This window comes from Roseobacter sp. EG26, assembly GCF_049830555.1.
Lineage (GTDB): Bacteria > Pseudomonadota > Alphaproteobacteria > Rhodobacterales > Rhodobacteraceae > Roseobacter.
This window is the reverse complement of sequence record NZ_JBNBLH010000005.1, coordinates 196,328-222,050: the sequence shown is the minus strand read 5'-3', so window position 1 is coordinate 222,050 and position 25,723 is coordinate 196,328. Positions and strand designations below refer to the sequence as shown.

The following is a 25,723-nucleotide window of genomic DNA, read 5'->3' as shown; positions in this document are numbered from 1 at the left end:
GGCTGCTGTAGCTCAGAGGTAGAGCACTCCCTTGGTAAGGGAGAGGTCGAGAGTTCGATTCTCTCCAGCAGCACCATAAGCCACTGATTTTTTAGTTAAAATTCCACGAAATCGACCGCAAGCTTTACCTAGTCGGCTTCCCAATCAGCGTCGCAATTGATCTGGATAGAAAGCACGCTCGTCTGTGCTGCAACTGTTCACCGTCGACATCGCGGCTTGCAATCAGTCCTTAGGTACTTTCATTTCCAGAATGCGTTCGGAAATGAGTTCAACGGGGCCGCGCAACCTATCGACGTTGATGATGATGTAACCGCCAGTCACGTCTGCGGATGAGCGATGGTTCAGCAACCGTTTGAGCGCGTAATGTGGAATGTCGAGGCTTTCAGCAATGGTGATGTAAGTTCTGCGCAGGTCGTGCAAGGTGAAAGTTACGCCTGAGGCTGCAGCCACCCGTTGTGAGAACTTCTTAGGCTCGACAATGTGACCTGCTGGGCCATTCCCGGGAAACACCCATGGCGATGAACCCGCGTTTTGTTTTCTTTCTCGGAGCAGCGCGAAGAGGTAGTCAGACACAGGAAGTATCAGTGGATCGCCGTTCTTGGTTGTCGGCAATTGCAGCTTGCGCTCGTCAAGGTCGATGTTTTCCCATCGCAGGCTTGCGACCTCGTTGCGGCGCATCCCGGTGAACAATGCGAGAAGCAGGAAGTCGCGCGCGTATTCAGGCTCTTGCATCACAGCGGCCCACCACGCTGGAAGTTGTTTGGCCTCGATAACCGTTTGACGTCGTCGTTCCTTGTTCCAAGCTCTTGCCTGACTCAGAATACTTACAGGATTGGGCGGTAGATTTTCTTCCGTTGCCGCGATGAAATTGTAGACAGCGCGAAAATGACGGAACGAGTCATTTGCAGTGATTTTCCCGTTATTGCGCGACATCTCTTGGTGTTTTTTCAACACCATCTGTCGAGTGATTTCGTTGATTGGCTTTTTCGCCCACGATCTGAGGTAAATGAATCCTGTGCGCGAGTAGTTCTCTACCGTCGCGTCGGCCAGATGTGGTCTGGCTTCAAAGAACGTGTTGAAAACCTTCTCAACTGTCATCCTTTTTACAGCTTCTTTGCGTTTCTCAGCCGTCGGATCAACGCCGTCTGCCATGTCGCCCAGAATGACCAGAGCTTTCTTGCGAGCGATTTCTGGCGCGAACACGTCGGCCCTCCCGATCGTCACGCGTCTTGTACGCCGGTTTACCTGTCCTTCAGCAAAAAACACCTTGGACTTTGCTCCAACTCTCAACCCAAAGCCGGAAAGCATAGTGTCACGATAGAAAACCTGCCCATTCTTGGGAAAGGGAACTTCATCAACAGCGCGGCGCGTAAGACGTAAACTTGGCATAGTGACCCTCCTTTTGGCCACATGTCATTATAAGCACATCCAAGGAAAAAGCTCGACTTTTCATCTGGTTATGTAATCGCAGGATACTGCGTCTGGTAAAATGAAAGGCTATCCAATTCTACGGCGATAAGAGAACGATACCGCCGTAGCTCAACTGGTGGAGCAATTGCTTCGAAAGCGATGACTTGGGGGTTCGAACTCCTTCAGTGGCACCACTCTTTCCCCCACTTCCAACAAAATTTAAACACTGGAATCAACGTCTTCGACAAGCCTGTAAGGTGACGATTACGCTTTCGATTTCTAGACATCCAAGCTAGGCTGCGCTCAGGATTGGCAAAATTGTCAATCTCGGGGCGTAGTAACCCCTCCCGTAGCGGTCGGTGCAGACCGTAATGCACCTCCTCGAACCTTATGGTCGGGGAGGCACTGGCGTATGTCCAGGGCTTCGGCCTAAAGGCCAGCGCGGTTGTCTACGGGCGGCTTACTAACTCCCCGGCTGCCAGAGGTAACTCTGGTGGCCGATTTCGTTAGTAGAGGAGCCATTATGAGCAGCAGTGATTTGAAAAAACCGGGAACAACCGTCGTCGGAACCTTTGTGCGTTCCCAGATTGTGATTTTGGAACTTTTTGCCTTTGGCTTTGCCCTGCATTTCCTCCAGCAGAGCAATGTGAACGCGCAAACCATCGTGGCAATGCTGCTGTTTTGTGTGTTCACTTTCACATTGATCACAGGCAAGGGCTTTCCGCACTTTCGTCATCGTGGCAAAGCACTGCTGTTTCTGATCATCGCCGGGTTTTTCTCGCTGCAAGGAGCGGTGATGTTTGGCGAACAACGTGAAACGCGCTGGGCCGAACTGCGCGAAAGCGATCCTGCCGCGTACCTCACTGAATTACACGACGCCGACGAAGACAGATGGTTCGCCGAACTGCGTGAACTCGACCCGGAATCCTATGCAGCAGAGGCAGCACAACGCGCCGCGCAAGCCCAAGCCGACCGCCTTGCCGAATGCTCGAATGAAAAGACCGCTCTTGCCTATGTCATGATCCAAGAAGATGTGCGTCGGTCACTGCGTGCGCCATCGACGGCAGAGTTTCCGGGTCGATATGGTGCAGGAACACGGAATATGGGAAACTGCGTGTATCAGATTGTCGGCCAATTCGATGCTCAAAATGGATTTGGCGCGATGATACGTGGCACATTCACTGGCACGACCGAGTATTTCCCAGATAGTGGCAGCTGGCGGACACTGACGCTGGATGTGCAAGGGTAACCATAAGCCCAAGGCACCGGCACACGTCCTCTGGCGTCCGTCGAGCGTCTTGGAGGGCCACATAGGCGCATACCACCAAATACTCAAACCAGCCCCCACAGCGTCGGTTTTGCATGCCTCCATTTGGCGCCAGGAGAAAAGAAAAAAAGAACAGATAGTATAGGTAGTATGGGTAGTATAGGGTGTATCGGCAATTTTGGTGACCACTAGCCCAGCACAAAAAAGGGGCAGCCGAAGCCACCCCGTTTGCATATTTCACCTATATCAAAATGGCGCTCCGCCCCCACCCTCAAAGCCGCTGTAGTCATGAGTTGGTTCGACATCGCCAAGCCACTCGTTGGTCTCCTCCGACCAAGGGATTGGCTGCCCGATATAATCTTCGAACATTTTTCGACAATCCAGCAAGGGCGGAAAATGGTAACGCATTGAGCGCTCAACCATCGGTTCGCCGAGTTTACTGTAACCTGTGATGAATTTTCCGCTTTGCACCTTTCTTAAGTTGGAAAACATTTTGCCAAGGTCGCGACCGAACAGGGTCTCATGTACGAATTGTGCACCCGGGTGGGTGCGTTTCATTTCCGAATACATGGCCGCAATGGTCGTGATACCGGGTCCGTTTCCGGGGGCATTCGGTTGCGGGAGGTATCCCGCGTCCAGTACTTGGTAGATGTATTTCTCCTCCGGTCCTTGGGCCTGAATAATTTGGTCGAACAATTCAGGCGTTCGGATCGTTTTCCGAGGATCCGGGCCTTCGGTAACATCCCGTTTCAGCAGTTCATGCAGCATTGCTTCGTAACCACCAGCTTTCATCTGTTTCATGATTTCAGAGAAGTAGGCTTTGTCTTCACGCCTTTCGTCAGATACTTCGAAAACTTGCCAGCGGCGGTCACCGATGTCCGCGGGGACTACCGAACTCTCGTTCGAAGTGACCATGAAAATCATGTGATTATCGAGCAAAAACGGATCTACTCCCTTCCGTTCGATCATGATCTGAGGTTCGGTCAACATGGTTTTGATAACCCCCGCATTTTTGCGATCACCACCGAATATAGCCTCATCAACATAGACAAACCTCCGCCCTTCTAGATGCTGATTAAAGCGGCCTCTTACATGGTCGTCTTTCGTGATCGACACAAAGTGCGGCTTCCATATGTGACCATAGGCGTTGGCAAGGACCCCTTTCCCAGTTCCCGGCAGGCCTTTGAGTACAGGGGCAGTTCCGATCACCAGAGAGGGCTCTTGGACCCCCAGCGCCATCCAGTTCAACATCCAGTTGCAGTAGTCATGATTGCCGCCGCAGACGTTTTCGAGAATGTGCGCTTTTAGATTGCTCCAGTCCCCAGGTTTGGGATTCACTGCGAAGCCGCGCCACATGTTCCATACATGCCCATTGTGTCCGGGAGGCAGGGAAGGATCAAAATCCATTTCGTGGTAATGTGCAGCAAGGCGATGTTGTAACCAGAACCGTGATTTCGGCCGCCAAGTCGTATTGCCGTTGTCGTCTGTTACAGGAAACTTTTCTGGTGCCAACCGGTCTTCAAAAGCTCCTTTGCCCAACCATGACAGCACCTCTGTGCTGGTGGTTTCCTTGAGAATAACTCTGGTCGAGGAACCATATGTCAGAATTCCAAACCGCGAGTTCATTTCCCTAACAATAGGATTGGAAGGGCCTTCCCAGCCGCCATCCTTGGCAAGCTGGAACACAGTACCAATCGTTAAACTGCCGTCAGGTTCAAGCCCGCCCCACGTTTCAACGGACTTTTCGTAACCGTCGTATTTGGCCGATGACTTCGACCATTCGTCCCAGATTTCGAATGCAGCGGCGCCGAGGCTGTTTTTGCCTGCGAAAGCAACTTTGATCCAGATTTCACGATCGTCCGCATCGATAAACTTCAGCGCCTCGCGAAATTCGCTCTCATCACCCGGCAACACTTCATTTGAAATTGGAATGGATGATTTCTCCTTTTTAGGTTTCGCCGGTTGTTCCTTCTTTGGCGCTGGCGGCTGGTAGATAGCAGACACATCAGGGTTAAAGAGGCTTTCAAGTGCGGGCGGGGTGAAATCCTCCCATGCTATCGGAATCAGATCGGCGCTCAGAGGCACGGATTTCCGCGCATAGGGTAAAGCAACAAGGTTACCCAAACTGCCGTCACGGACGCGGTCATTCTTGGGAAACACTTCAACTTCTGCATCCAGCACACCTTTTGTGCCATGCTTATAACCGCACGTTGACACAAGATGACGAAGGAATGACTTCATCAACAATGCCGATTGCGGCGCTTGCCATACCAACCAGATGTGGAGCCCTGCACCACCGCCAGAACGGCAGCACAAAGGTTTCAACCCCATGCCAATCAACTTGTCCACGACGGGTTTCGCAGCCTCTACCATATCATCCCAATTCATGGATTTGTCATGATCGTCGAAGTCGATAACCGCAACTTGTGTTTGCTCTCCCAAAACGAAATAGCAGCCAATCGGTTGGTCGCCAGTCAGATGTGCTATTATCACCTCCGAAGACGAGGCTGCCTCTCGCGGTTGGTATTTTGCCTTGCCCTTGTGATTGTAAATTGCGTGTACAGTCGGGTTTCCAAGTTCAGCAATTCCTTGAACGAGTGTCACGACGCCGGGGAGAGTTTTTTTCGTCTCAGACATCTGCGCCTCCTTTCGGATCGCAGGTCATATCGGCCATCCAGCTTTCGACATCGATACGGCGATACAAAATCTTGCCCGTGCGCCCACCGGATTTGAAGCGCATAAAGCGCGGCCCGTAACCAAGTAAACGGCCCTTATTGAAATAACTTGTGCTGAATCCGGTGATCTCCGGCAGCTCTTTTGTAGTCAGAAATTCTGATTGCGCGGACATGGTGTCCTCCTTTGTCATTTGTTGATGACGAGGACATTGAGAACATTTAGGCGCAAATTCTTGCGGACGAAAAAAACAAATCTCCGCAAGACCAAATGGTAATATTATTCATTCAACTTGGTTTTGATTCCGTGTTTGGCTAGTTCAGCACAGATACTCTCAAGAGATTGAGCTTCCTGAGAATCAACCACATCGTCGTGCTCTACCGCCATATATTTGTAGGTCATACTGCTGTTGATCTTTGGCCGGTTCATTGAGCCTTTATGGTATGTTCCGTTGAACTTCTCTCTCAACCTATTGGCCGTCCGAATGATGTCATCTTCATCATATGTGCTTGGGGCAAAGTTCTTTGCTGCTTCGTAAGCCAATGCGTGAGGTTTACGAACCTTTGGGGCCTCTGGAGGGTCAGGGTTCTTGTAATGCGTGATTCTGTGCATGTCCCGAAAGCACTCATCTCTATGCTGCAATGCTCCCATATACCGCAAAGACTCAAAATCAGAGTCACTTGTCACTGCATACTTCGAAACGCCCTTCCCGACTAAAGCGTGCATGGCCTTGTTCACGCGAGTCGTCTCGCTTTCTTCGCCGAAAGTGTTTGCCTTAACAATCGCGCGCAATAGCTTTTCTAAAATATCCGGGTCACCTGATATACCATAAAACTGTTCCCCGTCATTTTCAGATTCATCATTATTTTCATTCTTGGGCATGTGGTCGTACAAGTCGCTTCTGCTGATTCATCAATGCGCCATTGTACTACACGCGCGCGCGCGTGAGGGCGCAACCGGATGATCACCGGTTAAACACATAAATTTCGTCTTTTCTATGGTCAGGGATGCGCCCGGCCTCCTTCGGAGTGGGTTGATCAACGCGCCCATTGCGCTGTGGGCCGTCAACGAGCCCGATGACCCCGCCCGTCAGTCACGCGGCTCTTTCAGTCCTGGGATGCGTTTGCCACCAACTCAACCGGTTCACTCAGACGCTCGGCGTTCACCACGATATAACCGCCAATCACATCGCCATTGGTCCAGTGGTTCAGCAGGCGCTTTTTCCACTATATCATCACCGAACCAAGCAAATCACTTTTCTTTTCCATTGCCCTGAATCCCTTTGCCATACATAACAGCTAAAATAGCCATTTTGGATCAAAAGCTGCATGAAGACCCTATCCGCTCGCGAAGCAAAAAACCGCTTCGGATACCTGATCGATACGGCAAGACAGGAACCTGTATCCGTCGAAAAGCACGGCAGACCAGTCGTCGTTGTTCTGAGTATCGAGGACTATCTGCGTCTTACAAACGGTGCTTCTGACCAAAGCGTTGGAGAGTCAGGATGACGAGCAAGGCCGCTTATCCCTTAGTTGACGTCTTCGCCGGGCCGGGTGGTCTTGGCGAAGGCTTTTCCTCGCTCATACGCGGGACAAAAGATGCTTGCTTCAGAAGCGTGATTTCGGTTGAACAGAATGAGTTTGCACACAAGACCTTGTTGCTCAGGCACTTCCTAAAGAACTTCAAGGGGAGTGAGCCGCCAGATGACTATTACAACTATCTAAAAGGCAGCATCAGCTTGGAGGAGCTGTACGAACTGCATCCAAAACAGAAAGAACATGCGGAACGGTCGGCAATTAGGATTTCACTCGGTCCAGACAACCATGAGCGTGTCCGAAAGCTGATTTCTGACAGGCTGCAAAAAAATAAAAAATGGGCGCTGGTTGGTGGCCCGCCATGTCAGGCTTATTCACTGGTGGGCAGATCAAGGATGATGGGCGATCCGGATTTCGAAAAGGATGCACGTCACTTCCTATACAAAGAGTACCTCCGCATCATCTTCGATCACGCGCCTCCCGTTTTTGTCATGGAAAATGTCAAAGGTTTGCTCTCAGCCCGCGTCAATGGCGAACTGGTTATCAACCGAATTGTTTCCGACCTTACTTCACCAAAGGATGCCCTTGGGATATCGTCCAACGGGCTTGGCTACCGGCTCTTTTCTCTTTCAGAAGAAGAGCTGCCAGGTCTTGGAGCCGATCCTCGAATGTTTCTGGTTCGTGCAGAGGAATTCGGTGTGCCGCAAGCAAGACACCGGATGTTCATCGTTGGTATCCGAAATGATATTGATGTGCGGCCCGGGCAGCTTATCCCACACAAACCGCCGACACTGAAACAGACAATTGGCAATCTTCCAAAAATCCGCAGCGGAATCTCGAAGGGCGGTGATAGCTATAGCAAGTGGCGGGGAGAGATCGAAGGGCTTAATCTTGCGTTAGTCCGAAAAGAACTTAATGGTCATGAATTTGCCAGTGATCTGGCGGAACGAATGGCGATCGACCTTGCAAAGCCTCTCATGGCGCTGGAAAAGTCCTCCTCTATATATCCAGCTCGCCCAAGTTTCTCCCATGAAGTTCTGGACAGTATCTACGATCGTGATCTTCCGGTGCTTACCAGCCATGAATCCCGTTCGCATATGCCGTCAGATCTCCGGCGCTATGCCTTTGCCGCATCCTTTGCGTCTGTCTCAGGGAAAAGCCCGAAACTGTCCGATTTTCCAGGCAACCTTTTGCCCGCTCATGCAAATGTCGAGGATGGTAGAGCCGGGAAAATGTTTTCCGATCGTTTTCGAGTGCAGTTACCAGATCAGCCATCAACGACGGTGACCTCCCACATCTCAAAGGACGGGCACTATTACATCCACTATGATCCGAAGCAATGCCGAAGTCTGACAGTAAGAGAGGCAGCACGCCTCCAAACATTTCCTGACAATTACCACTTCGAAGGTCCACGCACTTCACAGTATCACCAAGTCGGTAATGCTGTGCCGCCCTACCTCGCTCGACAAATTGCTGCGCTCATCGCAGAAGTTCTTGATCAAATGAAAGACGAGGATGCGTGACGGACCGGATTACGAAGGAACTACGCAGCTGGAACATGTCCCGTATCAGGGGCAAGGATACCAAGCCTGAAATTCTCCTCCGAAGCCTTCTCCATCGCGAAGGTTTCCGTTTTAGACTTCACGCTCCGGGTCTTCCTGGCAGGCCTGATATCATTCTCCCAAAATATCGGACCGCTATCTTTGTGCATGGATGTTTCTGGCATCGCCATGAGGGATGCTCAAATGCGACGATGCCGAAGACCCGCACAGATTTTTGGACAGAGAAATTCCGCCGCACGGTAGAGAGAGATCAAGTAAAGCAGTCTGAACTGGAGTCGCTAGGCTGGCAGGTGCTAACGGTTTGGGAATGCGAGTTAAACGCCGATCCAAGTCGATTATTGAGCGTGCTTGTCAAGCAGTTACCTGACGCAAGCTACGACAAATAGATATGTACATTTCACGTACATTTTAAAAATGTAGCTGACAGTGGATTGACTCACATATCGTGTATATTTATGTAATGTACACGAAAGAGGGAGTCTCAAATGCGCGATAAACGCAAAAAATTCATTGACCTGGCAGAGTCGCGGGTAAACCGAGCGATCAAAGACCTCCGTTTGATCGGCAATCTCGCCAACAAGAACTCGTATGAGTATTCGGAGGACGATGCCCGTAAGATTGTGCGTGCGCTCCAGAAGGAACTGGATTCAGCAAAAGCCCGCTTTCTCGGTGACTCAGGTGGAAAAGACACAGATTTCAAACTGGAAAAATAATTATGACAGCGACGTGGGAATTCAATAAGGCAGATCCTTCGAGTGTCCGGATAGGCGTGACGCAGCGGGACCAGTTTAACAACGACGATGTCGGACTAGCCGAAGCGCTGGTTCGGGAAGTCATCCAGAACTCTTCGGATGCAGGCAGCGAAGATGCGCCTGTGAAAGTCAGCTTTCGGCTAAAGACACTGAGCAGCGACCAGTCAAGTCAGCTTGATGGGCGGTTTCAGGATCTACTTCCGCACCTAAAAGCTTGCGGACTTGGCGTGCCGGAAGAGGATCTGACCCGCGTTCTAGTTATTGAAGATTATAATACAAGAGGTCTGACTGGCAGCTTCGTGGAGCTCGACAAGGGTAACTTTGACAATTTTTGGCGAGCCGTGGGAGAGTCCGAAAAAACTGGGCAGAAAGGTGGTCGATGGGGACTGGGAAAGCTGGTGTACTCATCTTCATCAAAGATCAGCACATTTTTTGGGCTAACAGTACGCAGCAATGACAGCGGCCCGTCAGTGATGGGACAGGCTGTCTTGAAGAACCACTCAATCGATAATGTCTTTTTCCCGGCGCACGGCTTCTGGTTTGACGGACGCTCCGACAACGGGCTCCAACTACAGTTGCCTGTGCAGAATATTAAAGAGGTCGCTCAATTCAAGGCGCTCTTTGGAGTAGAGCGCACTGATCAAAAAGGTCTCAGCGTTGCCATCCCCTATCTGATTGACAGCATTACGGATGCCACAATTCTCGCTGGCGTGGTCAACAACTATTACTTCCCAATACTCGCAGGGCGGCTGGAAGTTGAGGTGGGCGATGTCCTTGTGAATTCCGCCACTTTTATGGATGTCGCGGCGAACGTCGGGAAAACAGGCCCCTCTGTTCCGTTTGAATTTGTAAATGAAATCAGCAACGGGCTTGGATCACAGGAGGTGACTGAAGCATTGGCCACAATAGGAGATACCAGACTTTCTTCCCAACACCTTTCCACCGAACAGGTCGAGACAATGAAAGCGGCGTTCTCCGGAGGCGGTCTCGTCCACCTTCGTGTGCCCGTCGTCCTGAAACCAAAGGGGAATACAGAAAAGACAGGGAAAATCGATCTTTTCGTGCGGGCGCTAGCTGAAGAGGAAGCTCCGTTCTCTCTGTTTGCCCGTGGTCCTATTACCCTTCCCGGCGAACGTCATTTTGCTGGTGCAGTGGCACGCGGCGCGATGATCGCAAATGACGATGTAGTGGCAGAATTTCTGGGAGACGCTGAAAATCCGGCCCACACGGCCTGGAACTCCAATGCGGAGAAACTCAACGCAAATTGGGATCATCCGAAGAAAACACTTTCGGCAATCAGACAATCGCTGCGTGATCTTTACAACATGATCGCCGATCAGAAGGAAACACAAGACGACGACGCCCTGATTGACTTCTTTTCAATAGCTGACAAAGCTCAGGCATCAACCGGCAAGAAGAAGCGCATAAAAAAGCCTACGGTCGACATAGAACCACGCGAAGCGGCCATCCGCATTCGACCGGTGACGGGAGGCTTTGAAATCCTTTCGGGGCCAGGAGCTCAAAAGTGGACTTTTCCAAAGCGTATTCGTGTTCGGATGGCCTATGATATGATCGGAGCTGATCCATTTAAAAGAGTCAGCGTCTTCGATTTCGATCTGAACAACACAAAAAAACTGACATTTGAAACAACAAATGGCGAGATAAAGATTGCTAAGGCCAACATCCTATTCTTTGATGTTACCGAGGCTGATTTCCTTTTGAAAGCCAGCGGTTTTGATGTGCAGCGTGACCTGATCGTAGATGCGAGGGCGTCGTAATGAGTACAGCAAAGCGGCGCATCAACTCTACTGGACGGAAGCGCATCGGTCGAGAGTGCATAGAAATCAGCATGCTGGAAACCGGCGCAGATGAACCGCTGAAGGCGAAGATCGACCTGAAGCTCGTGGATCAGGGGTTTCCAGCAGATGCGCGTATCGCGGTTGAAGCCTATCATCGATCTTCCGGAATGCGCTTCGACTGTGGAACCGTAAGCGCGCCCAATGTCCCGGATGTGCTGGTTCTAAGCGAGGTGGAACAGAGCGCGTCCGTTCTGTTCCGTTTGAAGGTGGTTGATAACGGGGACGACCCAGGAAAGCTGCTTGGCTCAGCTGAACGACTAAAGCCCCGGGATGAAAACGACAGCGAAAATCGTCGCAGCATCTTTCCAATACGGTATCGGAATCTTCGGCACGATGTTTGGAAAGTCCAGATTGAACAGGGAGATAGCCCGGTCCTTATCGTAAACAAAAGAATTCCAGGATTCTCTCACAAACTCTTAGAAAGCCCGATGATGCAGGGTCTGTTGCTTCCGGCAGCTTTACGGATTGTTCTCAGTGAACTGGTCCGAGCTTCGGAGACTGGCGAAAGCGAAGACGAACCCGGTTGGAAGGAAGAATGGCTGGAATACTGCCGCGGAGAACTTGGGGCTGAAGGTGATCCACGCGAATTTACCGACGAGAACTCTAAGGCCGACTGGATTGACGATGTTGTAATGAGGTTTTGTGAAAATCTGTCTTTGATTGAAAAAATAAGAAACGCGCCGGAGGAATAAGATGAGTAAGAAGTTCAGAAAGCTCAATGAAGCCGGAATTGCCGCGTTCAATGATTACATCAGAGAGGGTGCAGAAGGTTCACCGCCGATTCAGTTGCTGGACAATCCCGAGACATCTGCTCCACTTCCGTTCACGATCCAGCCCGGCACAGCTGAGTTTGATGACCGGTACTTGTTTGGCGTTTATCTCAACACGCTTCTGAAGGAGTCTGATCCAACTGCAATCACCGGAGACACCGGATTGTGGAGCGCTCTTGCCCTAGTGTGGTTTGACCGGCTGTGCCCGCCGGATGCGAACGGTAACCGGTTACCGAAACAGGAATATCTATACGTTCTTAGTTCCGACTACCGTCACTATTATCGGCACTTGGTGCGCTCGCCATGGCAGTTGGTGAAAGATCATGGCGAGGCGTCACGCTTTCTTCTCATCTCGCCCCGCAAAAAGACACATCCCCTCAGTGTGCACGGTGAAATCATGGAACAGTTTGGAGGCCGTCAGCAGGTTCTTGGTAGTCGGTCGATCATCAAAGCGGCAAACAAGCTGTATTTTGATGTCGACAAGCAACGACCGAGGACTGGTGTTGCGGGCAACGGGCGGGGCAGCGCACGTCGCTTTGGTCTAGTTCTTCGACAACTGGACTTGACCTACGACCCGGAATGCATGTCTGACAGTGCATTCATCGGTATTTTGCCTGAAGAGTTCGAGAAATGGCGAAAGCAGATGGCTGCAGGACAATCAAAAGCGGCGTGAAGGCATTTGATTAGTCTTTGAAACAGGAAAACGGCGAGTGGCAGAGAAAAATAAGAACAAGAGATCATCAAATGCTCCGTGGAGCGATACCGAACTCCAAATTTCAGTGGACGCCTATCTATTCTTGCTTCGGCTTGAGGCCGCGGCTGTCCCTTTCTCTGCGATGGAGCAGGAAAAGCAGCTTAGTTCCGGGCCGCTTGCAAACCGAAATGAGGCGTCAGTCAGATACCGTTTGCGGAACATCTCACACGTTCTGGAAGAGCGGGGAGAAACACCTCTTAGCGCGTATTCCGCTGCGCCGCAGGTCGGAAAAAACGTAAAGGCTAGAATACAAAAGCTACTTGATGAGCGAGAAAGTACACTTCGGTCTGTACGTCAGCTGGGTATGGCCAATGATTCCGGGGTTGTTGATCTACGAGATGTTCTGGCAGGATTGAATCAGCTTAGAGATATGATTTCCTCTCTTAAGCACGAACCGCAGGTCATCGCAGGAATAGGCCACAATAACCCGCCGGAAGACATCGTCATAGGCGTGGAGGACTATTCCGAGGCGATCGAGGCGATTTCCCATATCGAAGACGCTGTCAAAGGAGACACCCCTGACATCAGCGTTGTAGCAAGCAGCACGAGTATTCTAGTCAAGCTTGGAATGAAATCTGCGCTTTGGTTGGGGCAACGGCTCACTGATTTTGCAAAGGCTGGAGCTATTGCGGCCGGGACGAGTGCTGGGTTGTCACTGTCTGGGATAGGCGGAAAGATCGTTGAAGCATTGCAGCAGGTCTTTGCGTATCTATTCTGATGTTTTGCCATCGCAATATATGGTGCAGAGCTGTTGAATGCACACGAGGCAAAGGCAAGAAAAAATGGAGTTGATGAAATAAGGGGGGAGTGTCCTCGCCAAGGTCCAATAGAATTCTGGTGGAAATTTGGGTTTGAGTCGCCCCCACTTGACCAACAGCCTGCTGCCTACATTCCAATCAAGAAGGTTTTAACCTAGCGAACCCGGTGCTTCTCCGCGGGCCAGTCGAACAGGCGTCATTTTTTTGACTAGAAACGCCGTGCGTGGGCATGATGCGCACCGATTTACGAGATTGCTTTTGGGACGGGTTCAGTGCATATCCAGAGAGTCTTTGCGAATTCCCAAGGGCGGATACATCTTACGGAGATGGGTTCGCGGAACTCGGCGCGCACCCATGAACTTCGGTTAGTTATTTTGGCAGCTTGGTCCAGCTGTTAAGTGCGTCATCAGGTATTTGCCATCGGCGAATATCTCCATTTGTCGGGTTCCGCTTGTTCCAATCTGACGCGTCCCATAACTCCTGCACTTCCTCGACGGAAAGAACATACATTTCAACCGCAATTGGATCGGGCAACTCTGTCGGCTTTCTCGGCGCAGAAATGAAGACCCAAAATTCGCTGGCTTCTTCGTCTGGCCTGGTACGAACGAACCACGTTGGCCGTTTCTGTCGATCAGTCTTGACTTCAATACTAAAGGAAGCACCACCGGGACTGCACGCCATCAAGTCGCATTGACGAGCGTTGTTGTTAGTCGGTTCCACTTTATAGCCAAGTTCATCTAACCGATCGGCAACAAGTACTTCGCCAATAGCGCCGGTCGATTTTGCTAGGATTTTCTCGAGAAGCCGTGGGTGTTGCCGTGCAATTCTTTGTATGTCCAAAGACCAAAATCCTTAATCTGAGGGTCAGCGCTTCACGCCATCATAGGCCCACCTCAACCAAGTGCACAGGTTTCTCGAAACAACTTTCAAATCCCTTCGGACCAGGAGCGGCCCACTCTCCTCAAGCGCAGAGAGCCGTCGATGGGGGTGGGGTTGCCAGGGTTGGCTCTGTTTGCCGGTTTTGGTGCGGCCCCTGGCAATGGCACAGCCAGTTAACAAAACTGCGCTTACGCGCGTAAGGTTGGCTACGTGATCGCCAAAAACAGAATGCCGTCTGAGCGGTCCACTATGTTGGCTTGGGTTCAATGTGCCGCCTCTTTTTGGCGAGAACCGCTAAGCTCCGAATCTGCTCCGGGTTCTCTCAATGAACGGTCCGATCTGATCCAGCGGGTCATCTCCTCTATCAGCTCTGAGAGCCAACTCCTTCAATAGTTCTCTTCCTACCCTAACCGTGGGATTTCCCTTGCGTACCAATTCGGGATCGAACTCGACCGAATGAGACCACATGCGGTTTCGCCGAATCCATTGTTGGATGCCTCTTGGAGCATCTGCCCTTCGAATACAGAAATCTGCGGTCATGCCTGCTAGTAGGTCTGCCAGTTGGATGGTTGGGTGATCTTCTGACGATCCAAACTCTATTGGAGCAACGAGGTTCCCCCGGAGCTCTCCCGATGTTCGACCGTTTGTTACTGGAACTGATTGATCTTTACCAACCCAGGCGTCGAAAAAGTCAGCCATCGGAGCAAGCGGCTTCGAGTCGTCGCACAAGACCCTAAGTCTTGGATGGCGATGCCCCCACCACTGAAACAGCAAACTGAATAGAGACGACGAGGTTAGGTCCAGTGCCCACTTCCCTGTTTCGTCATTTTCTGGGCGTAGGTGATTTGTTTCTGCGGCGATTTGAGCACCATACCCCAAACAGAATTGCTGGATGCGCTCCATCTCGATGGAATGTTGGCCCTTCGCATTGAAAATGTCTGGGGCATCAGCAGGATCAAAAGAGCGCATGAATGCTTGCATTTGAGACGTTAGCCCAGAGTAGTCAGCCCCACTGTTCCGCATCAAATAGAGTATCGTGTTCATCATGTAGCGGTGAAAATCAATGCGATAAAATGCAAGGCTGTTCGCTGCTAAAACGGGCTCGAAAAAGTACTCAAAAAACTTTCCGGCTAAAGCCGCACGCTTGTCAAACGTAACGACTCTCGATCTCCGATCTGAAATCTCGCAAATTCTATTCGATAGCTCCTCCCAGTCGCGGCGCTTTTTAAGTCGAGTGGCTTTTAGCTCGCGACCCTGAAGGCCGAAGTCGGCTTTCAGCTTCGCCAAAAACTCACTCGCTGCCGGGGTCGACAGATCGTGAGAGGCATATACAAAATAAGGTTGGTCCTCATTGAGTAGATCGGGGCCCGTGAAGCCCGACTCATCAAAGGAGATAAGCGTTTCAGCTTCTTCAGTGTCGGTCATATACGAAACCTCGTGCTGGGCACCCGCCGGACTGAAACTCGGCAGTCAGGGTGTCGGTCAATTAAAAGTTCAAACTACTGAACGAGCAAGCTTTAAGCTAGCATCATAAAACCTATTGGGTGGAGTTAGAGAAAATGACCACGGTGGTTTGCTGGAAGTCAGTTGACGGGGGCAGGCGCGAAACCCTGCATCTTTGCGCGGATAGCCGGTTCGGCGATGGCGCTGGCAAAAACTGGGACTGTGGAAGGAAGTTGTTTTTTTCTAGAGTGTTTCCGGATGTGTTCGGCTTCGTGGGTGAGGCGCTTCCGCCGCAGACAGCGCTTGGCCAACTCGTAGAAAATATCGACAGTTCATCTCTAGGGACGCGCCTGCCTGACCCGTGTCAACGAATGGCCAAATACAAATCATACCTTGATGCCACTATCGGGACCTTTCCCAAGACTCGTTCAGTACAAATCCTATTTGCTACGCGCGATGACCGCGCATCCTCGCCATCTCTTCACTTGTGGAGCATCATGTTCAGCTCAGCAACGGGGCCGGGGGAAAGTCAAAAGATATCTACTGGTGGATCAAAAACAGAGTTTATCGGAGCGTTCGGTTCTGGTGAACCCAACTTCATGAAGATTTATTCTGACATACGTTCAAAGCCGCAAGGCACCGCCAGCCGTGCTGTATATTGGGCATTTGTTGACCATTTGGCTGCGGGCGCAGACAGGTATACGGGCGGTTCGCCACAGATCGTCCGTCTTGGAAGTGCCGGAGCGGCATTTCCGGTTGGAATTTCGCACAACGGAAAAAGATACTTATTCGGTTTTGAACTCGATGCCACGCAGCTTGAGGAAACAAAGATTGAAGAGTGGCACGACGAGTTGTATCAGTTTGTGAATCCTGTATCGGGGAAGCTTCGATCAAACGCCCAAAGAATAGCTCGACCAAAGTGACATCAAGCACGACACGATCGAGTTTACATAATGGACCTTATGCACACCGAAGTATAAGTCACTAAAGCGGGCAATCCATTATGTAGAACAGCTACTTTTGGGACCCAAACTCAAAAAAATGATAAAAGCTAATGTGGCAGAGATATTTCGAATCAAACGAATCAAATCGCTTTGGTTGTCACAGCTGGTCAGAATGAAAATCTCGAATACACTTCCATTTTTTCCAAAACAACTTTCGCCGAATACTGTCTATTTACGAAAGCTCAGTAAAGGATCAGCAAAAAACAGTAAACGTTACGTGCTTGCCACGGGAGGTTCCGCACCGAGGTAAGCTCTCAACGCTGGATGAATTGTCAAACTTGCGGATTTCAACTCCCGCAGGGAGATGATTCTCTCCTCCATTGAATAGACTACTCGGTCACTTCGCTGGATCCCCAAAATACCGCAATCATATAATGCTTTGACTTTATCATTCGTGCTCCCAAAGGAAAACCATTTGTGACCACCCAGAGATTCCGTTATGTGCTGCTCACCCGACAAGTTTGCCACGCGCTCTCGAACCTCATTGAAGTGAAGCTCGAATGAGCTGTCTTCGAGCACGTACTTCGCAAACAAGTCAATTCCAGGGTAAATGTCTTGATATTCAGCACATACATCAGAAAATTTTTCAGAAGAGAAATCATCAAAAACTCGCTCAAAGTGAGTCCAAGTGATCTTTTCACTATCTGAAGTAGTTGCAGCCGCTAAGTTGCACAGAAAAATAAAGTCGCGCGGCCCATTTCTACATAACTTAACTAGCTCAGCTATCCTATGGTTCCACGATTTTAGATCGCCCAAGCTAAAAAACGAAAGCCAAACACGATAAAGAGCTTGCTCGTCAGGGTACCCATCTTCGTTGCCAAGATCGACTGAAACTCGGTCAACGTGATAGGATACGATCCTTTTGGCCAACATTGTTTTGTATTGATACTCGTTCCATTCCAAGAACTCAAATTGATCTCTAACCTTGTCGTATTCCCTCCGTTTCTCGGACATGATTTTCCAAAGCCCAAGCTTCATACAAAGCAAGACGTGAACGCTGCCACCAGTACTTTTGTTTAGATCTGAGACTGCCCGAACAAGGCCCTCGATAAAGACTGGGTTCTCTTCAATTCTATCGAACACTTCTTCTAGGTCATCGATTTGGATGTAAACTCGCCTGTCACCCAGTGCACTCAGGAAACTCTCTATCAATTCACCCAACGACTTATTAATAATTGCATTGGATTGGCTTGAGAAGAGTTTATCGAGACTAATGGTTGCGCCAGAGATCGATATTTCAACGCCAGAAACATTCTTTGCTAATGTCTTTATCTTTTTGAAAGTGGACCCGACTACTACTGCAAAATCAGTCCAATCAAACTTATTCTCTTCTTCCAGGAGGGAGGCGATTTTTGTGAGCAAGTAAAATTGGATTAGGTGCGAAGCTCGTCCAGATTTTACTTTTATTTCGCTTGCATCAATGTCAAAGACATTCTCCCGTTCGTTGAATCCAACTACGATATCGTCGGCGTCTTGTTGGCCTTCGAGAAAGCTCCTGAAGTGTGTTTTTCCGTATCCCTTGGGCGCAACAAGGACGCACTTTCCAGCTACCCGGTCGTTAAACTTCATTCTTTCTTCAAAAGGTAGTCGAACATGAAGATCACTTCGGAGCGTCGAAGGAATTTCTATATCGTCTAGTGGTCCGAAGAAGTTGTTTGCGAAGTACTCACGTGTCATCTGTAGCCGAATATATGCTGAGGTTTGTCTTCTTTAGCTTCTTTACGCTTACAAGTAGCGAAATAAGTATCTGAATATCTTGGTCAGCGAGAGAAGGTGCTTTCAATTTGATCGCGGATGAAAATCCATCCATCGCCCTATCTTCCAGAGGATTTTCCTCTCGCACAAGATCCACAAAATCTTGATATTCCAGCCCCTTACTGGACATGTAGTCCTTGCAACCTTCAAAAATACTATTGTCGAAGGACTTTGCATCTTTCGCTGCAGCTCTTGCGCGAGCTTTGATTTCGACCATTTCATCGCCATCATACACCACAAACTCAAGTGCGGTCATCCAGCTTAGGTGACTTCCGATAGCATCGCGACTCACAGGATTGCCGTTGAACTTAAGCTGTTTGGGGGATTCTGCCTTTACATGCTCGTAAATCTTGTCGAACTCTACTTGGGAGTCACTAATTGTGCACACTATCCCATTGAGAACCCTCATTTTATCGTACAAGTTAGCAGCCATGCGGTCTCTACCCTTATTCCCCAGACTTCGGATATTGTTCTAAGATGGCAAGTTTCCGAAGTTCGTCATCTTCCTTAAGTTTTTTTCTGGTTCTTGTCAAAATGTTAAGTCAGTTGCCAAAAATCTTTGGGCACCTTATAGTACGTACTTCTTATGCTATGACACAATATGTAGTGGCTTCGGTATATGAGCGAGCCCTTAGGATCCGCCACAAGCGAAATAGTATTGTAAGCGCCCCGGTTTTGATTCAATCAGAAAGCCAATATTTTTTGGCAAATTTGCAAACCAGAAGACGTAACAAGCCCTCAAGCAAGGCAAATCAGGGCCAGCCCACCACGTAAACGGGTTTTGAGCGCTAGTAAGGCCCAACCGATTCCGGTTCGACACACTCCGTGCGCGAACCTGACCATTTATCGAAGTCGTGGCAGTCAGTAGGAAGTAGGAACTGGAAAGCGAGACTCCCCATCTGAATTAGCCCGCCGTTATGCTTAGGAAACAGAGCACATAGTGGCAAACAAACACCTCCAGTCCTAGGAAACACAGGATAAAACTAAGTTTTTGATGCTACTTAGTAACTTGGTTCCTACGTCTATTTTCGGCAAGGCTTCGATGCGCGTTACTTTCGCAGCCGTCTCATTTTGTGGACAACAGCTACCCCACACTTTGCGCGGCAAGCAGTTGGAATCTGATGTGCGTGGTAGGTCGCCAACTCCTTCGGAGCGGGACACGCAGTTGGGCGGCCTGTCTCGACACCCGTCGATGGGGCGGGGTCACTAGTAGGGGATTAGTAGGGGAGCGGAGTACAACCAGGGCTAGCCAGATGCGGCACCGTCCAAAACCGCCTCGCCGAAAAGCTCATTTATAGCAATTAGTTATGCAAGCAGGAACAACTTTGTCAATTCACGTCCAACTTGGTCCAAGAGTTTTGAAAACACATTGGTAAGGGAGAGGTCCGGAGTTCAAATCTCCGCAGCAGCACCATCAACTAGCCACGACATTCAACTACGACACGCCCGTGGCTTATAGCGACAGCTTGTGCAGCAGGCGGCCCACTCCGGACCTCCATCACGTGACCTCAATGCTTTGGTGCGTTCCGTCAAACCGGACCTTCGCTGTGCCTGCACAAGCATGGCCTCAAAGGATGACCGCAACGCGGACTTCGAAACCCGATCGCTTTCCAACATGCGAGAACTCGCGGTGTTCTCTATCCGGGGACTCCGCTGAAATTTTCTATCAACAGTAGAGATTCCTCACTAGGCTAGTCCGCATATTCATTAAATGAGATTGACGAACCATGAGATTGGCCAAACTGAGAATTCAAAACTACCGATCCATCCGAGACACGGGTGAAGTTCGTGTTGAGCCGTTGCAGGCACTGGTTGGTGAAAACAATTCTGGGAAGAGTAATTGCTTGCGCGCCCTTCAATGCTTTCTCACGAGCGGCGCTGGAGGAATGGATGTCGAGCACTTCAATGATCCGGCTTTGCCGTGCTTGATCGAGTGCGAGTTTTCCGGGCTTGGCGAAGACGAGGCAAGGCGTCTCAGACCGTACTTATTGGGGGACAAGGTCATCCTGAGAAAAGAGCTTCGAATTCATGTAGACGAGGCAAAGGGGCGTGCGTCAGTAAAGTCAGAGTATCATGGGTATCAGGCGGAGCCACGTGATCCATGGCTATCACTTTCGAAGATTGAAGAGGAACACGGCAATCGGCCCAAATGGATTGAGATCATCGCTGAAAAAGGCCTCCCAGACTATTTCTATAGTGAGCCCGGAAAAGCAAACAAGACGAGTTACCGAGCTGGCCTAGAGCGATATCTTCAAGAAAATGATGTCGATTATGATGAGCCTGAACTCGGCAATACGCAAGCGCTAGGCATCCCGCAGAACCTTCTTTCATCATTGCCGGAACTTTATTTGCTACCGGCAATAACCGACTATTCAGATGAGATCGATCGCCGATCCTCTAGTACAGTTTTTCGGAGACTTATGGCCGACCTCTCTGATCGAATAATCAGTACAGATCCACGCCATCAAGAACTTGAAAACGCCCTGAATACGGTTAGGGCGCTGCTAAACCGAGGAGCTGAAGAGGGAGCGCCTGAACGACTAGAAGCTCTTAGTGGCGTCGAAGACTCATTGCGAGACGTGATGATGAAACTGATGCCAAGCGTTGAGTCGGTAAGGTTGGAAGTACAAGTGGAACCACCGAAGGACATTTTTTCCCGCGGTGTAGCGATACGGATTGACGACGGAAAACTCACTGATGTGCTCGATAAAGGGCACGGTATGCAGCGCAGCGTTGTGTTCTCGCTCCTACAAATGCTGATAGACACTTCTCGTCAGAACGGTGGTGCTGCTTCCAGGCCGATCATTCTGGCTATAGAGGAACCGGAACTTTATATACATCCGCACAGCCAGAGATTGATCTTCCGAGTACTCCGAGAGTTCGCGGGGGTCGGAGAAGATGATGCAGAAGCTGCCGGCAGCGACCAAGTAATCTACACTACTCACTCCTCAGCATTCATTGAAGTCTGGAACTATCAGCGTAAGGGCGGAAATTTGTACCTGATACCGAGCAGACTGTAATGCCAAGCTCATCCACTGACCTGCCCAAAGCCTCAGCAAAGGCTGGAATAAGAAAGCGTTCCGCATTGCCCTCCACGAGCAGCACCCCACGCGCGAACAGGATTTCAGCGCGCGTTACGTCCAAGTATCTTGCGATATCGTCCACTTCCTTTGCTTCGAGGCTGATCGATTGCGTCGCATATCCTTTCGTTGCGTTGTCGCCTTCATCCTTAAGCAGCACAATTGAACTCAAAGGCGCGACGCTTGCTATGTGCGGCGAGTGAGTTGTCAAAAGTATCGAGAGTGGTGCACCGTTCTTTTGCGCTTCGGTGAAGACGTGGCGATAAACAGACCGCTGAAGATGCGGATGCAAATGGGCTTCAGGTTCTTCAATCACCAAGAAAGTATGGTCGCGATGATTTTCTTCGATGAGTCTTTGTAGTTCGAGAGACTTCAGTGTGAGAAACACCAAGTTGGCCGATCCAAGGCTCACATTACTGATCCCGCGCTCACCATTGTCGATTAGAAGGCGCACAGCTCGGTATAGCTGCCGTTCATCTCAATCTCCCACGCTGCATCGCAGCTTCCCGGACGCGGACGACAGATAATTTTCCTCCGAAATGCATGTGGTCCAGCGGCAAAATTCACAATGTCATGCAGGACGCGGCTTTGAATACGGACCTTCGTCACAGGCATTCGCCGCCATCGATGACAAGGGCATGCCCCGTCATGAATGTCGAATGATCGGATGCAAGGTAAACAATCGCATCCGCCATTTCTCCGACCGTACCGAAGCGTCCCATCGGGATTTCGTCCGCGATATAGGCCTCCAGCTTGTCACGTCCGCCCATCTGGATCTCGAAGCCCTGGTTGAACGGTGTGTCGATGAAACCCGGGCAGAGGGCATTCACCCGCACATTGTCCCTGCCGAAGTCCTTGGCAATCTGCCGCGCCATCGCCACGGCGGCGTGTTTGGTCGTGGCATAGGCGATCATCTCGCTGTCGTACTGTACACCCGATCCGGAGGCCGTGATGATGATGGAGCCGCGCCGCGCCGATTTCATATGTGCCATTGCGGCTTTGGCCGCGACAAAGTGCGAGCGCACATTCAGCCGCCAGGACGCGTCCATGTCATCGACTGTGACCTGTTCCAGGGTGCCTTCGATCTGAAGGCCGGGGTGCGAGTGCAGAACGTCCAGACGGCCATGTCGTGCCGCACAGGTGTCGATGGCCGCCGTAAGTTCGGCGTCGTCCCCCACATCCAGGGTAATGGCATGGGCGGTGCCTCCTTCGGCGGTAATCCGGTCTGCCACAGATTGTACCGCGTCGGCGTTGATATCGGCCAGCGTCACATCTGCCCCCTCGCGCGCCATCGCAATTGCCCCCCCGGCACCAATGCCGGAGGCAGCACCCGTGACAAAGGCGACCTTGTCTTTCAGAAGCATGGGGCATGTCCTTTCACTTGCGATCTCCTCGTCGCAGGATCAGCTGCGCCACGATCAGTAGGACGAGCGAGGCGAGCATCACCATCGTACCAATGGCGTTAATCTCCGGCGTTACACCGCGCCGGATGGACGAGAAGATGTAGATTGGCAGGGTTGTCTCGGAACCAGCGACGAAAAAGGCGATGATGAAATCATCAAAGCTGAAGGTGAAGCTGAGCAGGAACCCCGCCAGCACCGCAGGCGCGATCAAGGGCAGCGTCACCTGACGAAAGGTACCGAGCGGCGTGGCGTAGAGGTCAGCAGAGGCTTCGCCAAGCGACTTTTCCAATGTGCCCAGCCGTGCGCGCACGATAATGATGACCAGCGCCATCGTGAACATTGTATGGGCCGCGATCAGCGACCCCCTTCCCATGGAAAGCGTCGGAGCACTGTCGGCGTCCCCCCACAGGCTTTCCAGCCAGGGGTTCATCACATCAAAGACGGTCACCAGTGCGATCAGCGTGGCAATGCCGATCACGATGCCCGGGATCATCACCGCGATGTAGATCAGCGCGTCGAAAATGGCGCGGGCCGGGCCGCGCAGACCCTGCAGGCCAACCGCCGCGAGGGTGCCCAGAATACTGGCCAGGGTCGCCGTGATAAATGCCACGATCAGGCTGGTCTCCAGCGCGTCCATCACAAAGGGGTTGTTGAGTGCGCGCCCATACCACTGGATCGAAAAGCCCTGGAAGTCGCTGGCATGCCGGCCCGCGTTGAAACTGAAAAGCGCAATGATTGCGATGGGTGCGTAAAGGAACACATAAACGGCGAGAGAATACAGTCGCATGTCTGGCCTCACATCACCGCGACATCTTCGCGGCCGGTCTGAAGCCGCGCGATGAGGCGCATGTAAATTGTGACGGTGATCAGCATGACGACGATCAGCGTGAAAGCAACCGCCGAGCCATATGCCCAGTTGCGCGACTGCAGGAACAGGTCCACGAGCGCATTCCCGACAAAGAAAACTTTGCCCCCGCCAAGCAGCGCGGGGATCAGAAATTCGCCCATCAGCAGGATAAAGACGAGCATGCAGCCGGTCGCGACGCCCGGCACCGAAAGCGGCAGCGTAACCCGGAAGAAGGTCGTCATGGGGCGGGCGCCAAGGTCGCTGGATGCCTCGAGCAGTCGCATGTCCAGACGGTCGAGTGCGACATAGATCGGAAAGACCATCAGCGGCAGGTAGCCGTAGATAATGCCGATGGTGACGGCAAAGGGGGTGTAGATCAGCCGGACGTTTTCAATGCCGATGCTTCCCAGCAGCGCAGGCAGTCCTTGTCCGCCGAGGATGTAAATCCAGGCGTAGCTGCGGATCAGGATTGAGGTCCAGAAGGGCACGATGACCAGAACCAGCAGCAAGGTTTTCCATTTAGGGTCGGTCCTGACCGCCAGCTGATAGGCCAGCGGATAGGCGATCAGCAGGGCGGCGAGTGTGCCAAGCGGTGCGAGGATCAGCGTGTTTTTGAACGCCGTCCACCGCGCCGGAAGGTTCGCATATTGCTCCAGTGTAAAAGCGGGGACATAGCCGCCCGACGGCCCCCGCTCCCCAAAGCTGAAAACGAAAACGAACGAGAGCGGCAGCACGAGCATCACGAGAAGCAGCGCACTCGAGGGGGCGATCAGCAACCAGTTCCGCGCGCGCTGTGTCATTCCCGTCCGCCCGCCTCAGGCCGATTTGAAGCGCGCGAGAAGTTCGGCGCGGTTCGGATCGGTCAGCGTTGCCGCCGCCCCGAATTCGAGCGCATCGAGCTTTTCGGCCGCCGGATAGAGGATCGGATCGTTCAGGATCTCTTCGGGCAGCAGCGCATTGGTGCGGCTGTCGGCCACAGGATAGCCATGCGCCAGAACCTCGCGCGCGTTCACGTCCGGATCGAGCATGAAATTGATCAGCGCATAGGCGGCTTCTTTATGCGGCGCACCTTTTGGGATGGCATAATAGTCGCTCCACAGCTCGCCGCCTTCTTTTCCCAGCGCAAAGGCAATCTCAGGGATATCGGTGTTGAGCTGCTTGCCATCGCCGGTCCAGCAGATCGTCAACCAGGCATCGCCTGAGCGCATGGCCGGCTGATAATCTGACGTGATCGCAAAGAGATGCGGTTTGACGTCGATCAGCAGTTTCTCTGCATCTGCCAGCTCTGCCTCGTCGACCGAATTGAACGAATAGCCGTTATAGTTCAGCGCGGCACCGATGGTGGTGAGCTGATAGTCATGCACCATCGTCCGGCCCGAATAATCGTCCATCGTGCGGTCAAAGAACTGCTTCCAGCTGTCGAACGCCTTGCCACCGTTGTGCGATGTGTTGATCGCCATACCGGTGGTGCCCCAGTTCTTGGGCACCGCATAAACGACACCGTCGACGATGCCCGCATCCGAAAAACGCGCGTCAAAGGCCGCCGGATCGTAGTTTGGCAGTTTGGACAGGTCGAGCGGTTCGATCAGGTCCTCCTCGACATAGGTCGTGATCGTGTAGTTCGTGGGCACATACACGTCCCAGCCAGACCCGCCGGCCTGCAGCTTGGCCAGCATTTCCTCGTTCGAGCCAAAGACATTGACCTGCACCGCAGCACCGGTTTTGTCTGTGAAGGCGTCAAAATTTGCCTGATCGTGATAGTTTGGCCAGGTCGCGAGGATCGCGCGGTCACCGATACCCTGGGCAAATGCCGGACGGGGCCGCAGCCCCGGCATCGCCGCACCCATGACCGCTGTCGCGGCTCCCAGACCGGTTACACCGAGGAAGTGCCTGCGCGTGACTGAGCCTTTCTCATAGCGGCGCAGTTCTTCCATGAATTTCTTTTTGGAAATTGTGTCGTTTGTCATGTCGT

General features: G+C 51.6%; 24 protein-coding genes and 2 tRNA genes. 13 read left to right on the top strand and 13 right to left on the bottom strand.

Translation table 11 applies throughout. The features are described 5' to 3' along the window. Position 1: 1 nt before the first annotated feature. Positions 2-76 (top strand) — tRNA-Thr (locus tag ACOTTU_RS13265). Between the two features lie 146 nt (positions 77-222). On the opposite strand, the gene ACOTTU_RS13260 is transcribed toward ACOTTU_RS13265, so the two are convergent. Further along, positions 223-1,389 carry a tyrosine-type recombinase/integrase gene (locus ACOTTU_RS13260; RefSeq protein WP_425658674.1) on the bottom strand — a complete coding sequence of 389 codons (1,167 nt, stop codon included), beginning with the start codon at positions 1,387-1,389 and terminating at the stop codon, positions 223-225. A gap of 142 nt (positions 1,390-1,531) precedes the next feature. Between ACOTTU_RS13260 and ACOTTU_RS13255 the strand changes: the two genes are divergently transcribed. Continuing rightward, a tRNA-Ser gene (locus ACOTTU_RS13255) sits at positions 1,532-1,604 on the top strand. A gap of 329 nt (positions 1,605-1,933) precedes the next feature. After that, entirely contained in the window at positions 1,934-2,659 is a 726-nt protein-coding gene (locus ACOTTU_RS13250; RefSeq protein ID WP_425658673.1) for a hypothetical protein, read from the top strand. 264 nt (positions 2,660-2,923) lie between these two features. Here ACOTTU_RS13250 and ACOTTU_RS13245 read toward each other — a convergent pair whose 3' ends face one another. From ACOTTU_RS13245 to ACOTTU_RS13235, 3 genes are all read right to left on the bottom strand, one after another. Next, on the bottom strand, positions 2,924-5,314 hold the full coding sequence (locus ACOTTU_RS13245) for a DUF5906 domain-containing protein (RefSeq protein WP_425658671.1): 2,391 nt from the start codon (positions 5,312-5,314) through the stop codon (positions 2,924-2,926). Further along, entirely contained in the window at positions 5,307-5,525 is a 219-nt protein-coding gene (locus ACOTTU_RS13240) for a helix-turn-helix transcriptional regulator (RefSeq protein ID WP_425658669.1), read from the bottom strand. The genes ACOTTU_RS13245 and ACOTTU_RS13240 overlap by 8 nt, the downstream gene beginning before the upstream one ends. Before the next feature lie 104 nt (positions 5,526-5,629). Further along, positions 5,630-6,232 carry a hypothetical protein gene (locus ACOTTU_RS13235; RefSeq protein WP_425658667.1) on the bottom strand — a complete coding sequence of 201 codons (603 nt, stop codon included), beginning with the start codon at positions 6,230-6,232 and terminating at the stop codon, positions 5,630-5,632. A 446-nt stretch (positions 6,233-6,678) separates the two neighbouring features. On the opposite strand from ACOTTU_RS13235, the gene ACOTTU_RS13230 reads away from it, so the two are divergent. The 8 genes from ACOTTU_RS13230 (at position 6,679) to ACOTTU_RS13195 (ending at position 13,300) form a co-directional block, all read left to right on the top strand. Beyond that, positions 6,679-6,858, top strand: coding sequence for a type II toxin-antitoxin system Phd/YefM family antitoxin (locus tag ACOTTU_RS13230; RefSeq protein ID WP_425658666.1), 180 nt, complete (start codon positions 6,679-6,681; stop codon positions 6,856-6,858). Further along, the gene (locus ACOTTU_RS13225) at positions 6,855-8,408 is read left to right on the top strand and encodes a DNA cytosine methyltransferase (protein WP_425658664.1); all 1,554 of its coding nucleotides are present in this window, start codon (positions 6,855-6,857) and stop codon (positions 8,406-8,408) included. Before ACOTTU_RS13230 ends, ACOTTU_RS13225 begins: the two co-directional genes overlap by 4 nt. Beyond that, positions 8,405-8,833 carry a very short patch repair endonuclease gene (locus ACOTTU_RS13220; protein WP_425658662.1) on the top strand — a complete coding sequence of 143 codons (429 nt, stop codon included), beginning with the start codon at positions 8,405-8,407 and terminating at the stop codon, positions 8,831-8,833. Before ACOTTU_RS13225 ends, ACOTTU_RS13220 begins: the two co-directional genes overlap by 4 nt. A 99-nt stretch (positions 8,834-8,932) precedes the next feature. After that, positions 8,933-9,160: a hypothetical protein gene (locus tag ACOTTU_RS13215; RefSeq protein WP_425658661.1), complete on the top strand. Its 228-nt coding sequence runs from the start codon at positions 8,933-8,935 to the stop codon at positions 9,158-9,160. A 2-nt stretch (positions 9,161-9,162) separates the two neighbouring features. Beyond that, complete coding sequence (locus tag ACOTTU_RS13210; protein WP_425658659.1) at positions 9,163-10,977, top strand: hypothetical protein; 1,815 nt, start codon at positions 9,163-9,165, stop codon at positions 10,975-10,977. Beyond that, positions 10,977-11,750, top strand: coding sequence for a hypothetical protein (locus ACOTTU_RS13205; protein ID WP_425658657.1), 774 nt, complete (start codon positions 10,977-10,979; stop codon positions 11,748-11,750). Before ACOTTU_RS13210 ends, ACOTTU_RS13205 begins: the two co-directional genes overlap by 1 nt. Position 11,751: 1 nt before the next feature. Further along, positions 11,752-12,501 (top strand): hypothetical protein, encoded by a 750-nt coding sequence (locus tag ACOTTU_RS13200; RefSeq protein WP_425658656.1) that lies wholly within the window; start codon positions 11,752-11,754, stop codon positions 12,499-12,501. 37 nt (positions 12,502-12,538) lie between these two features. Further along, positions 12,539-13,300 carry a hypothetical protein gene (locus ACOTTU_RS13195; protein ID WP_425658654.1) on the top strand — a complete coding sequence of 254 codons (762 nt, stop codon included), beginning with the start codon at positions 12,539-12,541 and terminating at the stop codon, positions 13,298-13,300. Between the two features lie 409 nt (positions 13,301-13,709). Here ACOTTU_RS13195 and ACOTTU_RS13190 read toward each other — a convergent pair whose 3' ends face one another. Next, the gene (locus tag ACOTTU_RS13190; protein WP_425658652.1) at positions 13,710-14,180 is read right to left on the bottom strand and encodes a hypothetical protein; all 471 of its coding nucleotides are present in this window, start codon (positions 14,178-14,180) and stop codon (positions 13,710-13,712) included. A 333-nt stretch (positions 14,181-14,513) separates the two neighbouring features. Then, positions 14,514-15,644, bottom strand: coding sequence for a DUF3800 domain-containing protein (locus ACOTTU_RS13185; protein ID WP_425658650.1), 1,131 nt, complete (start codon positions 15,642-15,644; stop codon positions 14,514-14,516). Positions 15,645-15,778: 134 nt separating this feature from the next. On the opposite strand from ACOTTU_RS13185, the gene ACOTTU_RS13180 reads away from it, so the two are divergent. Beyond that, positions 15,779-16,585 (top strand): hypothetical protein, encoded by an 807-nt coding sequence (locus tag ACOTTU_RS13180; protein WP_425658648.1) that lies wholly within the window; start codon positions 15,779-15,781, stop codon positions 16,583-16,585. Between the two features lie 294 nt (positions 16,586-16,879). On the opposite strand, the gene ACOTTU_RS13175 is transcribed toward ACOTTU_RS13180, so the two are convergent. After that, complete coding sequence (locus tag ACOTTU_RS13175; RefSeq protein ID WP_425658647.1) at positions 16,880-18,235, bottom strand: P-loop ATPase, Sll1717 family; 1,356 nt, start codon at positions 18,233-18,235, stop codon at positions 16,880-16,882. A gap of 97 nt (positions 18,236-18,332) precedes the next feature. Continuing rightward, the gene (locus ACOTTU_RS13170; RefSeq protein ID WP_425658646.1) at positions 18,333-18,854 is read right to left on the bottom strand and encodes a hypothetical protein; all 522 of its coding nucleotides are present in this window, start codon (positions 18,852-18,854) and stop codon (positions 18,333-18,335) included. Positions 18,855-20,154: 1,300 nt separating this feature from the next. Here ACOTTU_RS13170 and ACOTTU_RS13165 point away from each other — a divergent pair. Continuing rightward, positions 20,155-21,441 carry an AAA family ATPase gene (locus ACOTTU_RS13165; RefSeq protein WP_425658644.1) on the top strand — a complete coding sequence of 429 codons (1,287 nt, stop codon included), beginning with the start codon at positions 20,155-20,157 and terminating at the stop codon, positions 21,439-21,441. Here ACOTTU_RS13165 and ACOTTU_RS13160 read toward each other — a convergent pair. The 5 genes from ACOTTU_RS13160 to ACOTTU_RS13140 form a co-directional block, all read right to left on the bottom strand. Next, positions 21,377-21,955, bottom strand: a complete 579-nt coding sequence (locus tag ACOTTU_RS13160) for an ATP-dependent nuclease (protein ID WP_425658642.1) — start codon at positions 21,953-21,955, stop codon at positions 21,377-21,379. The genes ACOTTU_RS13165 and ACOTTU_RS13160 overlap by 65 nt on opposite strands. Positions 21,956-22,106: 151 nt before the next feature. Next, the gene (locus ACOTTU_RS13155; protein ID WP_425658639.1) at positions 22,107-22,865 is read right to left on the bottom strand and encodes an SDR family NAD(P)-dependent oxidoreductase; all 759 of its coding nucleotides are present in this window, start codon (positions 22,863-22,865) and stop codon (positions 22,107-22,109) included. A gap of 13 nt (positions 22,866-22,878) precedes the next feature. Continuing rightward, positions 22,879-23,691, bottom strand: coding sequence for an ABC transporter permease (locus tag ACOTTU_RS13150; RefSeq protein WP_425658637.1), 813 nt, complete (start codon positions 23,689-23,691; stop codon positions 22,879-22,881). A gap of 8 nt (positions 23,692-23,699) precedes the next feature. Then, the gene (locus ACOTTU_RS13145; protein ID WP_425658635.1) at positions 23,700-24,551 is read right to left on the bottom strand and encodes an ABC transporter permease; all 852 of its coding nucleotides are present in this window, start codon (positions 24,549-24,551) and stop codon (positions 23,700-23,702) included. A gap of 15 nt (positions 24,552-24,566) precedes the next feature. Further along, on the bottom strand, positions 24,567-25,718 hold the full coding sequence (locus ACOTTU_RS13140) for an ABC transporter substrate-binding protein (protein WP_425658633.1): 1,152 nt from the start codon (positions 25,716-25,718) through the stop codon (positions 24,567-24,569). Between the last annotated feature and the right edge of the window lie 5 nt (positions 25,719-25,723).